Consider the following 14079-nt stretch of genomic DNA (forward strand, 5'->3'; position numbering starts at 1 on the left):
CGAAGCGAACCCATGAGTCACCGGCAATGACGCGGCACGAAAAAAACGGACGCCGATGAATCGGCGTCCGTGATTGGCAACGAACTCTAGAGGATGTGTGCCGAGGAGGGAAGAACGGCCGGCCGATTATCCGCCGGAAGTGCTCGCCGAGGCCGAGTTCGACGGGGCGAGCGTCAGATCCGTGAGCGTGAGATGGCTGCGTTCCTCGTCGTCGCGCACGTAGCGCATCCCGAGCAGCAGGCCGGGGATCTCGCGGTGAAAGGTCAGGTAGAGATGTCGGCCTCGTTTATCGGGGTCCCAGGTGTCCACGGTAACGCCCGGGAACGTGCCGGCGGGGGTCTGGATGTCGCTACGGTCGATCACCCGGTAGTAGAGCATCTCCGTCTTGCCCTTGTGATTCTGGTAGTCGAGCTGGCAGGGCGAGACCTGAGTGCTGGCGCAGCGGGCATCCGGCGCCTTGCGTGAAAGATCGAAAAGTGCGGTCTGGCGGTCCGGCAACGCCTGCAACTGGGCCCGGTTCAGATGGTATTTATCGCCAATCCCCACGAGCGAGTACGAACTGGTGTAATCCAGCGCCTGCACGCGGTCGCCATCGAGCTGAAATCGGCCGCGCTCCTCGCCACTGGCGACCTTGATGCTGGCTCGCATGTCGCTCTCCCAGACATCGCCGGTTTGCACGTCATTGCCCCGGTGCGAGAGCTGGTGGGTGATCGTCGCATCCGGCCAGCCGCTGATGTCGAGCCGGTAGTGGGCGGTGAACGGCGTCGGTGCCGCCAGTGCCAAGGAGCTGACGGTCGTCAGGAGCAGAGCGGCAAGGGCCTTGAGAGTCGAAATTCGGTGTGACATGAACATCCTCGGAAGCGAATCGGCGATCTATCCCTCTCAGACGCCGAGCCGCCGCCGGTGTTCCCGATCATCAGGCTGGATCAGGCGACGGGCCACACTCTGCCGAGCCGCTCTACCGTGTGTTGCCACTTCGGCGTCGTCGGCTTGCAGACGGTGTTCTGGTTACCGAACAACCCCACCTCGCTGAACGCATCGTTCCTCGCTACCGTATGAATCCAGCGCACGGGCACGAGATACTCCGCCTCCTCTTCATCGAACCCGGTTTGAAAAAGATGCGGATACGACTCGTGCGAGAGACCAGTGTCTTGGTCAATGATCTCCGGCAGCGTTCTTCCACCTTCATTCTCGAACCGGTACTCGTCGGCCCGGCAGCGCTCGCCGGTGACGATGCCGACACCGACATAACCCGTCTTGGGAATATTCACCCAGACGCGATCCCCCTCGGAAAGCATGGATAACGTCTTCGAGTACCAGGTCGCGCCGCCGCCGGCGATGAAGCCCAGTCGTCTTGCCAGCGACCATGGCCTGTCGTCACCGAACGAGGCGTAGAACTCGCCGTTCCAGGGCTCCTTGCGGCCCTTGGTGATGGCGCGCTCCTGGCTCTCGTCCGGATCGATCATCCAGGCGCGACTCAGGTAGCGGTTGCCGCCATCCTCGAACGCCGCGAAGAACAGGGCGTTGATGGAAATCTGCGCGTAGTCGTTGAGATAGGTGATGATGCGCTCGGTACTGGCATCCAGCTTGGTCGCGACGACTACCATCTGATGCTGTTCGTTGACCGAGGCGTCCGACAGCGCGATGCCGAACTTGGCCTGGAACGCCTCGTCCAGCGTCTCGTGCGGGCGTGAGTAGCGTCTGGCGAAGTCGAGATAGATATCGACGATCTCGCTGTCCCCCAGGCCCGCGATCCACGAGGCGTAGTCGATGGTCTGGGCGACGACCTCGCGAGGCGTCTTGTCCCGCTTGAGTTCGATGATGATCACCGTGCCGTTGGCATCGATCGCCAGCAGGTCGATCAGCTTGTCGAAGGCCGTGCGCACCTGCCGGCCGATCAGCAGCCAGTCCCGATTGAGAATCGAGACGTCCTGCATGATCTGCGCTTCCAGCAGCCCCTCATCGGCCAGCCCGGCGGGGCGTAGCCGCTGCGGGTGTTCGCCCACGCCGCTGGCCAGCTTCCAGATACCCTGCTCGATCGCCACTCAATACCCCGCTTCGGGGTCGATGGTCTCGACCGCCTTGCCCTTCGACATCGCGTCCAGTGCGTCGGCGACCTGGTCGGCGGCGGCGCCGATCGGCGTGGGGCCTGCCATGTGCGGGGTGATCAGAATGCGCGGATGGCGCCACAGCGGGCTCTCCGCCGCCAGCGGCTCGGTGGGGAAGGCATCCAGCAGGGCGCCGCGCAGGTGGCCTTCAGACTCTCCATCACCGAGTGCGTCGAGCAGGGCGGGCTCGTCGATCAGCGTGCCGCGACCTGGGTTGATCAGGCTGGCGCCAGCGGGGAGCTTGGCCAGGTTGTCGCGATTGATGATGTGCCGGGTGGCTGGGGTGTCGGGGAGCAGCGTGATCAGCGTCTTGACCTGACGCAGCAGGGTGTCGAGCCCCTCATCGCCATGGTGACAGGCGATGCCTTCGATCCGCTTGGGTGAGCGGCTCCAGCCGTGGACGGGGTAGCCGTCGGCGGCAAGCATCTGCGCCACCCGCGTCCCGATGGCGCCGAGCCCCAGCACGCCCACCGGCCAGTCGGGCTTGTCGATGACCGGCACCTCGCGCCACTCGGCACTGGCTTGCTGACGTCGGTAGCGGTCGAAGTCGCGCTGGAAATGGAGTACGCCATAGCGAGCGTAGTCGCCGATCAGTTCGCCCATGCCGGCGTCGCGCAGTTTGACGATGGGGATCTCGCGGGGGAGTGCGGGGTTCTGCAGCAGGGCATCGACCCCGGCGCCGAGATTGACGATGCCCTTGAGCGCCCTCTGTTCCTCGAAGACCGAGGCGGGCGGTTTCCAGGCGACCAGGTAGTCCACCTGCGGGTTGCCACTGTCCGCCGCAATCTGGACCTCGGCGTCCGGCAGGCGCTCGAGCAGGATGGTGCGCCACTGCTCGGCGTCACTATGGTAGATCAGGACTCGCATCTTGGCTCCGTCGTCGCTGTTGGGTCATGTCTTGTCATCATGGCAGGTTGCCCGTGGCGAAAGAAACCGCCGTGCGCGGCTTGGCGGGTTTGCTGACCAGTTGACACCGTTCGTGTAGCCCATAGCCCATAGCCCATAGCCCATAGCCCATAGCCCATAGCCCATAGCCCATAGCCCATAGCTCGTAGCCCGTAGCCCGTAGCCCGTAGCTCGTAGCTCGTAGCTCGTAGCTCGTAGCTCGTAGCCCGTGGTCTTCAGTAAGCGATCTCCAGCATCGGCGGCGGCGCTTCGCCGAGCAGCTGGCTCAGCACGTCCAGGCCGCTGGCCAGGCGTGACAGGTCCGGTTCGGCTCCCAGGCTGATGCGAACACGCCGCGGCATGGCGGACGGCTCGACCAGGAACGGCTGGGCGGTGGTGATGGCGACACCTTCCTGGCGGGCCTGCTGCTGCAGCTCTTCCGCCCGCCACGGCTCCGGCAGCATCAGCCAGACATGCAGGCTGCTGGGGCGCGATTCGATGGCATGCCCCGCCAGCTTGCGTGATGCCAGCTGCTGGCGTTCCGCCAACAGCTGGCGCTGTTCGTGGGCGAGCGTGTCGACCATGCCGCTGGCCAGCCAGTAATCCGCCAGTTCGAACACCAGCGGGGTGGCCATCCAACTGGTGGCGCGCAGTCTCGGCAAGGTGTGGTGCATCTGGCCGCGGGGCACGCTGAGGTAGCCGGCGCGCAGCCCGGGGACGGTGGCCTTGGTCAGGCTGGTGACGTGGAAGCTCTGCTGGGGCAGCCTGGCGGTCAGGGAGGTGAGGCCTGCGGGCTCCAGCAGCGCATGGACATCGTCCTCGATCAGCCAGACGTCGTGACGCAGCAGAATCTCCGCCACGACGTCGCGACGGGCGTTCTCCATGGTCGCGCCGGTGGGGTTGAGCTGGGTCGGGGTCAGGCAGACGGCTCGCGGGCGGTATCTCACGATGGCCGCCTCCAGTGCTTCAGGAATGACGCCCTGCTCGTCGATCGCCACGCCGTGCAACTGGAAGCCGAGGGTGCGCGCCAGCGCGATCAGGCCGTGATCGGTCAGCGCCTCGGTCAACACGATATCGCCGTGCTGGACCACGGTGGCGATCGCCAGCATCAGCCCATGGGCGGCGCCATTGCAGAGCAGTCGGTCGTCGGTCTCGCCGGGGACGCCGAGGCGCTCCTTCAACCAGACGTTGGCGCGCTCGCGCTGATGCAGCAGGCCGGCGATCGGGCGGCTGGCGCCGATGACGTCGGCGTGGGCGGACCTGGCGAGTTCCGCCAGCGCCTCGCGAAAGCGCCGGTGGTGAGAGGGCGGACAGACCGGATGGGCGATCGACAGATCGATGGGGGCGTCGTCGCTGACCGCGGCCGGCGCCCGCAGGTATTCGTTCTCGGAATCGCCCTCGGCATCGCGAATCCAGGTGCCGCTGCCGACCCGGGCCTGGACGAGGCCGCTCTTCTCGGCCTGCTCGTAAGCTCGCGACACGGTCTGCACGCTGACCCCCAGCGTCTCGGCGAGTTCGCGATGGGTCGGCAGGCGCATGCCTGGCGAGAGCACGCCATGGCGAACTGCCTCGGCGAGGGCGCGAGCGATGGAAAGGTATTTGGGGCCGTGCCCGCCGAGGAAGGGCGTCAGGTCGATTGTCATGATGCAATAAAGCCTTTGACGGCACGCTGAGCGACGATGCTACTATCATCGTTGATGCATTGACCGATAATTGTCATGAATATTGATAAGTAAATCATGACAATTTCACACCCGGTCGGCAAGCGGCAGGACACTCGGCTCGATCCCCTCGACTGCCGAGGTCCCAACAATTCGGTCCCGTTAGTCGAGTGGCTCCATGTTTCAGGTTTCTTTGCCTTTTTCGCGTGAAGAGTACGCCAGTCGTTTGCACAAAGTGCGCGTTTCCATGGCGAGCCGCGGAATTGATGTTCTCGTTGTCAGCGACCCTTCCAACATGGGCTGGCTGACCGGGTACGACGGATGGTCGTTCTACGTTCACCAGTGCGTACTGATAGGGTTGGAGGGCGAGCCGGTCTGGTACGGTCGGCGCCAGGATGCCAACGGGGCCTGGCGCACCTGCTGGATGGATGCCGAACGGGTGCGCTACTACCCGGATTACTATGTCCAGAATCCGGACATGCACCCGATGGAGTATCTGGCCCAGTCGGTGCTGCCGGAGTATGGCTGGCACACCGGCAATGTCGGGCTGGAGATGGACAACTATTACTTCTCGGGCAAGGCCTATACCAGCCTGCTCAAGGAGTTGCCACACGCCCGGCTGGTCGATGCCACGGCGCTGGTCAACTGGTGCCGGGCGATCAAGTCGCCGCAGGAGATCGCCTACATGCGCACGGCGGCGAGAATCGTCGAGTGCATGCACACCCGGATCATCGAGATGATCGAGCCCGGCCTGGCCAAGAGCAAGCTGGTCTCGGAGATCTATCGGGTCGGCACCGAAGGCTGGACCGACGAGCATGGCACGGTCCACGGCGGCGACTACCCCGCCATCGTGCCGCTGTTGCCGACCGGCAGCGACGCCGCCGCGCCTCATCTGACCTGGGACGACACCCCGTTTCGCAAGGGCGAAGGGACGTTCTTCGAGATCGCCGGCTGCTACAAGCGCTACCACGCACCGCTATCGCGGACCGTCTTCCTCGGCAAGCCGCCGCAGGACTTCATCCGCGGCGAGTCGGCACTGCTCGAGGGGATCGACAACGGGCTGGCGGTGGCCAAGCCCGGCAATCGCTGCGCCGACATCGCGCTGGCGCTGGGCGCGGCCATGGACAAGTACGGTTTCGACCGTGGCGGGGCGCGCTGCGGCTATCCGATCGGTATCAGCTACCCGCCGGACTGGGGCGAGCGCACCATGAGTCTGCGCCCTTCCGACGAGACGATCCTCGAACCCGGCATGACCTTCCACTTCATGCCGGGCATGTGGATGGACGACTGGGGCCTGGAGATCACCGAGAGTATCCTGATCACCGAGAAAGGTGCCGAGCCGCTATGCCATTTCCCGCGTCAGCTGTTCGTCAAGTAAGCCGGGTCAGCTGTTGGTGAAACCAGAGTCGCCGGTCGTTGGTGGAACAAGGCCGGATAGCGGGCCTTAGGCCCGCCGGGGACTCGCCCCGCCCGGCTATTTTGCTACCGTTCAATGACGCGCCTGTTAGCGATCCGCTGCGGCGCGTCATCCGTTTCATTGAGGAGAGTTCGCATGTCCGCAACCCTGCGTTCCAGCCCGATCAGCGCCACCGTCGACTTCGATGCCCAGGGCGTTCAGCACGGTTTTCTCAAGCTGCCGATCTCCATCGACACTTCCGCATGGGGCGCGGTGATGATCCCGATCACCGTGGTCGCCAACGGCGAAGGGCCCACGGCGCTGCTGACCGGCGGCAACCATGGCGACGAGTATGAGGGCATCACCTCGCTGCTCAAGCTCGCCAGCACGCTCCGGGCGGAAGACGTGCGCGGCCGCGTCATCATCGTGCCGATGATGAACCTGCCGGCGGCGGAAGCGGGCAAGCGGACCTCGCCGCTGGATGGCGGCAACCTCAATCGGAGTTTCCCCGGCGATCCCAATGGCGGAGTCACCTCGCAGATCGCCGATTATTTCAACCGCGTGCTGGTGCCGATGTGCGACGTGGCGCTCGACCTGCACTCCGGCGGTCGCACGCTGGACATCGTGCCCTTCGCCGCCGCGCATCGGCTCGACGATATCGGTCAGGAGCGTGCGAGCCTGGCCGGTGCGGTGGCCTTCGGCGCGCCCTATGCGATGATGATGTTCGAGCTCGACGCGACCAAGCTCTACGACACGGCGGTGGAGTCCCAGGGCAAGACCTTCGTCACCACCGAGCTGGGCGGCGGCGGCACCTCGACACCGGCGAGCCTGGCCGTGACCGAGCGGGGCGTGCGCAACTTCCTGGTTCACTACGGTCTGGTGGAAGGCGAAGTCGAGACGCCCGCCGAGCCCATGATCTACGTCGACATGCCGGATGCCAGCTGCTACGTCCAGAGCGAGCATTCCGGTCTGCTGGAACTGACGGTCTCACTGGGGGAAATGGTCAAGCAGGGCGACGTGCTGGCGCGGGTCCATGACATGAGTCGCACCGGTGCGGAGCCGGTCGAGTACCGTGCCCGGCGCGACGGCGTGCTGATCGCCCGGCGCTTTCCGGCCAAGGTCGGAATGGGCGATACCATCGCCGTGGTCGCGGAAGTGGTCGAGTCTTTGGAACGTGACCAGACCCAACGCCAATGAGTGAGTGAAGATCAGACGAGGCGAGCGCTGTTGAGAGAGCGGAGTTTACGAGGGGTAAACGAGCGTTTTGAAACCGCGTTCAACGAGGAATGGCCGAGCGTGATCCGTTTGGATGGTGTCTGGTATGAAGCTTGATCGCTACGACCTCAAGATCCTGGAAATCCTAAGCCGCGACGGCCGAATTACCAAGTCGCGCCTGGCGGAGGCGATCAGCCTCTCCGTCAGCCCCTGCTGGGAGCGGGTCAAGCGGCTGGAGAAGGCTGGGGTCATCGAAGGCTACAGCGCCCGGATCGATCCCGATGCCATCGTCAAGCGCACCCCGGTATGGGTTCAGATCGAGCTCAAGCAGCACAACGCCGAGAGCTTTGCCCGCTTCGAGCGAATGGTGTCGGACACCGATGCGGTGGCGGAATGCGTCGCGGTCGGCGGCGGTGTCGACTATCTGGTCAAGATCGCCGCCGACAGTATCGACGCCTATCAGCGGCTGATCGACGCCTGGCTGGTCTCCGACCTCGGCATCGAGCGCTACTTCACCTATATCGTCACCAAGACGGTCAAGCGCGAAGGGCCGCCGGCGCTGCCCGATCCCGACGGCTTCTCCGTCTGAGAGCTGACGAACGGAAACGATGAATGAACCTGGCCGACGCCAGGTTCGTTCGTTTCCCGTCCCACCTCATCCGAAAAAACCTCAACCTCAACACGTTCTTTCGAAAGAAAACGTACCGTAAATCGGTCGGGACAAAAAAATTACCCGCTGCAGAATCGATACCATGGTCGCACTCGCAGGATCGGCAAACCGTTCTGCCCACCGCCGACACCTTGCAGGAGGCGACATCATGAAACTCAACGATCCCCGGCTTTTCCGCCAGTACGCCTATATCGACGGCAAGTGGACCCATGGCAGCGAGGGGCGCGAGGAAGCGGTCGTCGATCCCGCCACGGGAGAGATTCTCGGCCACTGCGCGTTGCTGGAAGCGGCCCAGATCACCGAGACCGTGACCGCCGCCGAAAATGCCTTCGCCGATTGGCGGGCGATCAACGTCCACGAGCGGGCCGAGAAGCTCAACGCCTGGTATCGCCTGCTGCACGAGCACAAGGAAGACCTGGCGTTGCTGATGACCTACGAGCAGGGCAAGCCGCTTAAGGATGCACGCGGCGAGGTCGACTACGGTGCCAGCTTCATCCAGTGGTTCGCGGAGGAGGCCAAGCGCGCCTATGGGGTGACCATTCCGAGTCATATCCCCAACGCCGCACTGGGCACGATCAAGGAGCCGGTCGGCGTGTCGGCGATGTTCACGCCGTGGAACTTCCCGCTGGCGATGATCACCCGCAAGGCCGGGGCGGCGCTGGCGGCCGGCTGCACGGTGATCGTCAAGCCGGCCAACGAGACGCCTTATTCGGCCCTGGCGCTGGCCGAGCTGGCCGAGCGGGCGGGCATTCCGGCCGGGGTATTCAACGTCGTCACCGGCGACCCGGCGACGGTCTCCGAGGTGCTGTGCAACGACAACCGCATTCGCAACATTTCGTTCACCGGTTCGACCCGCGTCGGCAAGCTGCTGATGCGCCAGAGTTCCTCCAGCGTCAAGCGCATGTCGCTGGAGCTGGGTGGCAATGCGCCCTTCATCGTCTGCGATGACATGGATCCGGATGTGGCGGCGAAAGAGGCGGTCGCCGCCAAGTTCCAGACCGCCGGTCAGGACTGTCTCGCCGCCAACCGGCTGTTCGTTCATCGCAAGATCTACGATGCCTTCATCGAGCGCTTCCTGGTGCACATGCAGGCGCTGAAGGTAGGGAATGGCCTGGAGGAGAGCGACATCGGTCCGCTGATTCACAAGCGCGCGGTCGACATGGCCAAGGGCTTCGTCGAGGATGGGGTCAGCAAGGGCGCCCGCCAGCTGGGTGGAGAGGGGAAACCGCCCGGAGAGAACTTCTTCATGCCGACGCTGCTGGCGGACATCACCCCGCAAATGCGGGTGTTCCGCGAGGAGACCTTCTCGCCGGTCGCGGGGGTCTGCGCGTTCGACGACGACGACGAGGTGATCCGGCTTGCCAACGACACCGAGTACGGGCTCGCGGCCTACGTCTATACCCACGACGTGCGTCGTATCTGGAAGCTGATGCGCGGGCTCGAGTACGGCATGGTCAGCGTCAACAGCGTCAAGATGACCGGCGCGCCGATTCCGTTCGGTGGCGTGAAGCAGTCCGGTCTGGGCCGCGAGGGTGGCGCTGCGGGACTCGATGAGTATCTCGACACCAAGTACTACTGTCTCGGCAATATGCCCTCGGCCAGTTCGTCTTGACGACCGTGGCGGCCCGTCGCCGTGACGGTGTCGCGGCCACTCCCGCCATGCTCGTTGGCTGGCGCCGGCCGCGTCGGCTCGGGCGGGCGCCCCGGATCAGGGGCCAGCTCGCTCGTCGACGTTGCCAAGGGTGATAATGGCGCCTCTGCTCGTCGCCCCGAGATCGACAGTGACCGGCTGGAGAGGGCTCTCCAGCCACGAAATCGCAAGCTTCAAGCGGGTATCACACAAGGGTCACGGTGACCGCTGCGCCCGCTGGGAATCGCCATCAAACACCACCGACAGTCGCGGTGGCGGTTCCGCCTTCATCAAGGAAAACGTCATGACCGATACGCGTAGCCTGATCGACAACGATCGCCGCCACGTCTTTCACGCGTCCACCCATCTTCGGGACCATGCCCACGGCGACGCGCCAGGACGCATCATCACCGGCGGCCAGGGAATCTCCATCGTCGATCGTGACGGCCGCGAGATGATCGACGCCTTCGCCGGGCTCTACTGCGTCAACATCGGCTACGGTCGCAGCGAGATCGCCGAGGCGATCTACGCCCAGGCCAAGGAGCTGGCGTACTATCACACCTATGTCGGCCACTCCAACGAGCCGCTGATCGCCCTCTCCGAGCGGATCGCCAAGCTCGCCGGCAACGGCTTGAACAAGGTCTACTACGGGCTTTCCGGCAGTGACGCCAACGAGACCCAGATCAAGCTGGTGCGCTACTACCACAACGTCACCGGCCAGCCGAAGAAGAAAAAGATCATCGCGCGTCAGCGTGGCTACCACGGCTCCAGCATCGCCGCCGGTTCGCTCACCGGGCTGCCCGCGTTCCACCAGCACTTCGACCTGCCCATCGACGGCATCCTGCACACCAAGGCGCCTTACTATTATCGTCGCGAGCGCGGTGACATGAGCGAGCGCGAGTTCTCGACCTACTGCGCCGAGCAGCTCGAGGCGCTGATCCAGCGCGAAGGCCCGGAAACCATTGGCGCCTTCATCGGCGAGCCGGTACTGGGCACCGGCGGCATCATCCCGCCGCCGGCGGGTTACTGGGAGGCGATCCAGGCCGTGCTCAAGCGCCATGACATCCTGCTGATCGCCGACGAGGTGGTCAGCGGCTTCGGTCGTCTGGGCAGCGACTTCGGCTTCCAGCACTATGGTATCGAGCCGGACCTGGTGACCATCGCCAAGGGGCTGACCAGCGCCTATCAGCCGCTTTCCGGCGTGATCGTCGGCGAGCGCGTATGGAAAGCGCTGGAGGATGGCACCGGCGAATACGGCCCGATCGGTCACGGCTGGACCTACTCCGGCCACCCGCTGGGCGCCGCCGCCGCGATGGCCAACCTGGACATCATCGAACGCGAGAACCTGGTGGGGAATGCCGCCGAAACCGGCGCCTACTTCAACGCCCAACTGGCCAAGACCTTCGGCGACCACCCGCTGGTGGGCGACGTGCGCGGTGAGGGGCTGATGGCGGCGCTGGAGTTCGCCCCGGAGAAGGGCGAATACACGCCATTCGATCCCGCGCTCAAGGTCGGCGCTCGTGTCGCCGCGGCAGCGCTGGAGGAGAACCTGATCGCTCGGGCCATGCCCAACGGCGATATCCTCGGCTTTGCGCCGCCGCTGGTGATCGACCGCGGCCAGGTCGATGAGGTGATCGCCCGTGCCAAGCGAGCCATCGACAAGGTGACCGACGAGTTGACCCGCGAAAAGGCGCTGTAGACCTGGACTGACGGCTGCCCGCATCGGCTTGATGCGATCGCGCCCCTGCGGCAGGGTGAGAGCTCTGCCGCTTTTCATCATTGCTTCGGGAGCCCGCATGTCCGACCCCGTCATCCTGCACGATATCTACCTGGCCCGCCAGCGACTCGCCGGGCAGGCGGCACGCACGCCGCTGGTCCTCTCCCAGACCCTATCGGCGCGCTTCGATGCCGAGATCTATCTCAAACTCGAGACGCTGCAACCGAGCGGCGCATTCAAGCTGCGTGGCGCGCTCAACAAGATCGCCTCGCTGTCGCCGGATCAGCTCGAACGCGGTGTCACCACGGCCTCCACCGGCAATCATGGCCGGGCGGTGGCGTGGGCGGCCCGGCGACTCGGCGCACGGGCGGTGATCTGCCTCTCCGAGCTGGTGCCGGCCAACAAGGTCGCCGCCATCGAAGCGTTGGGGGCGGAGGCGCGGGTGATCGGGCGCTCCCAGGACGATGCCTTCGTCGAGGCGCGGCGTCTGGTCGCCGAGGAGGGCATGGCGCTGATCGAACCCTTCGACGACCCGCTGATCGCGGCCGGCCAGGGCACCATCGGCCTCGAGCTGATGGAGGATCTGCCGGATCTCGACCGCGTGCTGATCGGGCTCTCCGGCGGTGGCCTGCTCGGCGGCATCGGGCGCGCCGTCAAAGGCATCAACCCCAGGGTTCATGTGACCGGCGTGAGCATGGAAAAAGGCGCGGCGATGATCGACAGCCTGGCCGCGGGCAAACCGGTCGAGGTCGAGGAGGAAGCGTCGCTGGCCGATTCGCTCGGGGGCGGGATCGGGCTCGACAACCGCTGCACCTTCGCGCTGGTGCGCGAGGTGATGGACGATCACTACCGGGTCTCGGAGCCGGCGATTGCCCGTGCCATGCTGCACTTCTTCGAACAGGAGAAGATGCTGGTCGAGGGGGCCGCCGTGGTGGGGCTCGCCGCCATCGAGGAGCACGCCCTCGACATCCGCGGCCAGAAGGTGGTGTTGATCGTCTCGGGCAACGGCGTGGATGCCGGGACGCTGATGCGGGCGAGAACCCTGGTCGACTATCCGGCGCGCTGAGCGGGTGAAAACGGCCTGCGCTCGGCATGCGGCGCACTCGATTGGCTATGCGCTCCGATCTGGCCGTCGCTTGCCAAATTTTCAGACTCGCTCGATCTCAACCATAGCTACGTAACGGATTAGAAGGATTACAGATGGAACTCTATAACCGACAGCAGATTCAGGATGTCGTCACGCTCGACCATGCCGCGCTGGATGCCGTTGAAGCCGGTTTTCGCGCGCTGGGAGAGGGCAGTGTGGTCCAGCCGCCGATCCTGTCGATGGCGATCGAAGAGTCCAACGGTGAGGTCGACGTCAAGACCGCCCATATCCGGGGCAATTCGCGCTTCGCGATCAAGGTCAGCCCCGGCTTCTTCGACAATCCCAAGCTGGGGCTGCCGAGTCTCAACGGACTGATGATCGTATTCTCGGCCAGGACCGGGCTGGTCGAGGCGGTGCTGTTCGACGAGGGCTATCTCACCGATATTCGCACTGCGCTGGCGGGCGCCATCGCCGCCAAGCATCTCTCGCGGCGCGACAGCCGCCGCGTCACCGTCCTCGGTGCCGGGCTGCAGGCGGAGCTGCAGGTCGCCGCGCTCAGGCTGGTGCGTGACATCGAGACGCTCGACGTCTGGGCCCGCGACGTCGCCAAGGCCGAGGCCTACGCGGCGCGGATGCAGGAGGCCTACGGCTTGACCGTGGCGGTGCATACCGAGATCGGCAACGCCTGCCGCGAGGCGGACATCATCGTCACCACCACGCCGTCGCGATCACCACTGCTCTCCGGAGAACATCTGCGCGAGGGCGTGCATGTCACTGCGATGGGCTCGGACAGTCCGGACAAGCGCGAACTCGATTCGTCGGTGATGGAGCGGGCCGATCACTTCGTGGCCGATACCCGCGCCCAGAGCGAGCACAACGGCGAGCTCAAGGCCTACGCCGGCCACGAGCCGCCGTTCACCGTCAACGAGCTGGGTGCAGTGATTGCCAGCGGGAGCGGTCTGCGTACCGCGGATTCCCAGATCACCGTCTGCGATCTCACCGGCACCGGGGTGCAGGACACCGCCATCGCCGGGTTTGCGCTGGGCCGGCTGGCGCCGTGAGCGTGGCGGGTGCGGTGGTGGTGCGCCGTGCCACCCCAGCCGACGCCGAGGCGATCGCAACCATCCACGTCGACGCCTGGCGCCACAACTATCGCGGCTGGATCGCCGAGACCACGCTGGCGGGCCTGGATGTCGCCGCGCGTGCCGCGGCCTGGCGCTCGCAGCTCGAGGCGGGGGCGGTGGTCTTCGTCGGCACGGGTTCGAATACCCAGGCAGACACCCAGGCAGGCATTGACCTCGACACTGACCCCGATACCCATCTCGACATGCACCTCGATGCCCAGGCTGGGCCCCGGGCCGATGCGCTGCTCGGTTGGGTGAGTGTCGGGCCTTTCCGCCAGAGCGAGAGCGCGCGGCCCGAGGTCCGGACGCTCACTCCCGGCTGGATCGAACTCTACGGCTTCTACGTCGCCCCGCGGGCGCAGCGCCAGGGCGTCGGCCACGCCCTGTGGCAGGCCGCCCTGAGGTGGTGTCTCGCCCAGGGCTATCGCGAGGTGGGGTTGTGGGTCATCGCCGACAATGCGCCGGCCATCCGCTTCTACCAGCGCTGCGGCTTCCGCGATCTCGAACTCGACCAGAACTTCGAGATCGCGGGGCAGCCGCTGGTCGAGAAGCTGATGGCGCGGCCACTGGGCCTTCGACCCTGAGC

13 protein-coding genes are annotated in these 14079 nt (G+C 65.3%); 9 read left to right on the plus strand and 4 right to left on the minus strand.

What is annotated here, in order from left to right:
* Window positions 1-126 precede the first annotated feature (126 nt).
* The 4 genes from AAGT95_RS10305 to AAGT95_RS10320 all read right to left on the minus strand — a co-directional run bounded on the left by AAGT95_RS10305 (window position 127) and on the right by AAGT95_RS10320 (window position 4636).
* Window positions 127-846: a hypothetical protein gene (locus AAGT95_RS10305; protein WP_342596416.1), complete on the minus strand. Its 720-nt coding sequence runs from the start codon at window positions 844-846 to the stop codon at window positions 127-129.
* An 80-nt stretch (window positions 847-926) separates the two neighbouring features.
* Window positions 927-2045 (minus strand): hypothetical protein, encoded by a 1119-nt coding sequence (locus AAGT95_RS10310; RefSeq protein ID WP_342596417.1) that lies wholly within the window; start codon window positions 2043-2045, stop codon window positions 927-929.
* Window positions 2046-2975, minus strand: a complete 930-nt coding sequence (locus AAGT95_RS10315) for a glyoxylate/hydroxypyruvate reductase A (RefSeq protein ID WP_342596418.1) — start codon at window positions 2973-2975, stop codon at window positions 2046-2048. It abuts the gene before it with no gap.
* A 254-nt stretch (window positions 2976-3229) separates the two neighbouring features.
* Window positions 3230-4636, minus strand: coding sequence for a PLP-dependent aminotransferase family protein (locus AAGT95_RS10320; RefSeq protein ID WP_342596419.1), 1407 nt, complete (start codon window positions 4634-4636; stop codon window positions 3230-3232).
* 196 nt (window positions 4637-4832) lie between these two features.
* Here AAGT95_RS10320 and doeA point away from each other — a divergent pair, with 196 nt between their 5' ends.
* From doeA to AAGT95_RS10365, 9 genes are all read left to right on the plus strand, one after another.
* Entirely contained in the window at window positions 4833-6032 is a 1200-nt protein-coding gene (gene doeA / locus AAGT95_RS10325) for an ectoine hydrolase DoeA (RefSeq protein ID WP_342596420.1), read from the plus strand.
* A 174-nt stretch (window positions 6033-6206) separates the two neighbouring features.
* Window positions 6207-7247, plus strand: a complete 1041-nt coding sequence (gene doeB / locus AAGT95_RS10330) for a N(2)-acetyl-L-2,4-diaminobutanoate deacetylase DoeB (RefSeq protein WP_342596421.1) — start codon at window positions 6207-6209, stop codon at window positions 7245-7247.
* 124 nt (window positions 7248-7371) lie between these two features.
* Entirely contained in the window at window positions 7372-7854 is a 483-nt protein-coding gene (locus AAGT95_RS10335) for an Lrp/AsnC family transcriptional regulator (protein ID WP_342596422.1), read from the plus strand.
* A gap of 23 nt (window positions 7855-7877) precedes the next feature.
* Window positions 7878-8087: a hypothetical protein gene (locus AAGT95_RS10340; protein WP_342596423.1), complete on the plus strand. Its 210-nt coding sequence runs from the start codon at window positions 7878-7880 to the stop codon at window positions 8085-8087.
* Complete coding sequence (locus AAGT95_RS10345) at window positions 8084-9547, plus strand: NAD-dependent succinate-semialdehyde dehydrogenase (protein WP_342596424.1); 1464 nt, start codon at window positions 8084-8086, stop codon at window positions 9545-9547. Before AAGT95_RS10340 ends, AAGT95_RS10345 begins: the two co-directional genes overlap by 4 nt.
* 322 nt (window positions 9548-9869) lie before the next feature.
* Window positions 9870-11264 carry an aminotransferase gene (locus tag AAGT95_RS10350; RefSeq protein WP_342596425.1) on the plus strand — a complete coding sequence of 465 codons (1395 nt, stop codon included), beginning with the start codon at window positions 9870-9872 and terminating at the stop codon, window positions 11262-11264.
* Between the two features lie 97 nt (window positions 11265-11361).
* The gene (gene eutB, locus AAGT95_RS10355) at window positions 11362-12348 is read left to right on the plus strand and encodes a hydroxyectoine utilization dehydratase EutB (protein ID WP_342596426.1); all 987 of its coding nucleotides are present in this window, start codon (window positions 11362-11364) and stop codon (window positions 12346-12348) included.
* Between the two features lie 134 nt (window positions 12349-12482).
* Window positions 12483-13430 carry a cyclodeaminase gene (locus AAGT95_RS10360; RefSeq protein ID WP_342596427.1) on the plus strand — a complete coding sequence of 316 codons (948 nt, stop codon included), beginning with the start codon at window positions 12483-12485 and terminating at the stop codon, window positions 13428-13430.
* Entirely contained in the window at window positions 13427-14077 is a 651-nt protein-coding gene (locus AAGT95_RS10365) for a GNAT family N-acetyltransferase (protein ID WP_342596428.1), read from the plus strand. The genes AAGT95_RS10360 and AAGT95_RS10365 overlap by 4 nt, the downstream gene beginning before the upstream one ends.
* Window positions 14078-14079 lie beyond the last annotated feature (2 nt).

This window comes from Salinicola lusitanus (assembly GCF_038648475.1).
GTDB classification, from domain to species: Bacteria; Pseudomonadota; Gammaproteobacteria; order Pseudomonadales; family Halomonadaceae; genus Salinicola; species Salinicola lusitanus.

Coding starts and splice junctions, on each gene's coding strand:
- AAGT95_RS10305 (WP_342596416.1), bottom strand. CDS start 846: ATGTCACACCGAATTTCGACTCTCAAGGCCCTTGCCGCTCTGCTCCTG.
- AAGT95_RS10315 (WP_342596418.1), bottom strand. CDS start 2,975: ATGCGAGTCCTGATCTACCATAGTGACGCCGAGCAGTGGCGCACCATC.
- AAGT95_RS10320 (WP_342596419.1), bottom strand. CDS start 4,636: ATGACAATCGACCTGACGCCCTTCCTCGGCGGGCACGGCCCCAAATAC.
- doeA (WP_342596420.1), top strand. CDS start 4,833: ATGTTTCAGGTTTCTTTGCCTTTTTCGCGTGAAGAGTACGCCAGTCGT.
- doeB (WP_342596421.1), top strand. CDS start 6,207: ATGTCCGCAACCCTGCGTTCCAGCCCGATCAGCGCCACCGTCGACTTC.
- AAGT95_RS10335 (WP_342596422.1), top strand. CDS start 7,372: ATGAAGCTTGATCGCTACGACCTCAAGATCCTGGAAATCCTAAGCCGC.
- AAGT95_RS10340 (WP_342596423.1), top strand. CDS start 7,878: ATGAACCTGGCCGACGCCAGGTTCGTTCGTTTCCCGTCCCACCTCATC.
- AAGT95_RS10345 (WP_342596424.1), top strand. CDS start 8,084: ATGAAACTCAACGATCCCCGGCTTTTCCGCCAGTACGCCTATATCGAC.
- AAGT95_RS10350 (WP_342596425.1), top strand. CDS start 9,870: ATGACCGATACGCGTAGCCTGATCGACAACGATCGCCGCCACGTCTTT.
- eutB (WP_342596426.1), top strand. CDS start 11,362: ATGTCCGACCCCGTCATCCTGCACGATATCTACCTGGCCCGCCAGCGA.
- AAGT95_RS10360 (WP_342596427.1), top strand. CDS start 12,483: ATGGAACTCTATAACCGACAGCAGATTCAGGATGTCGTCACGCTCGAC.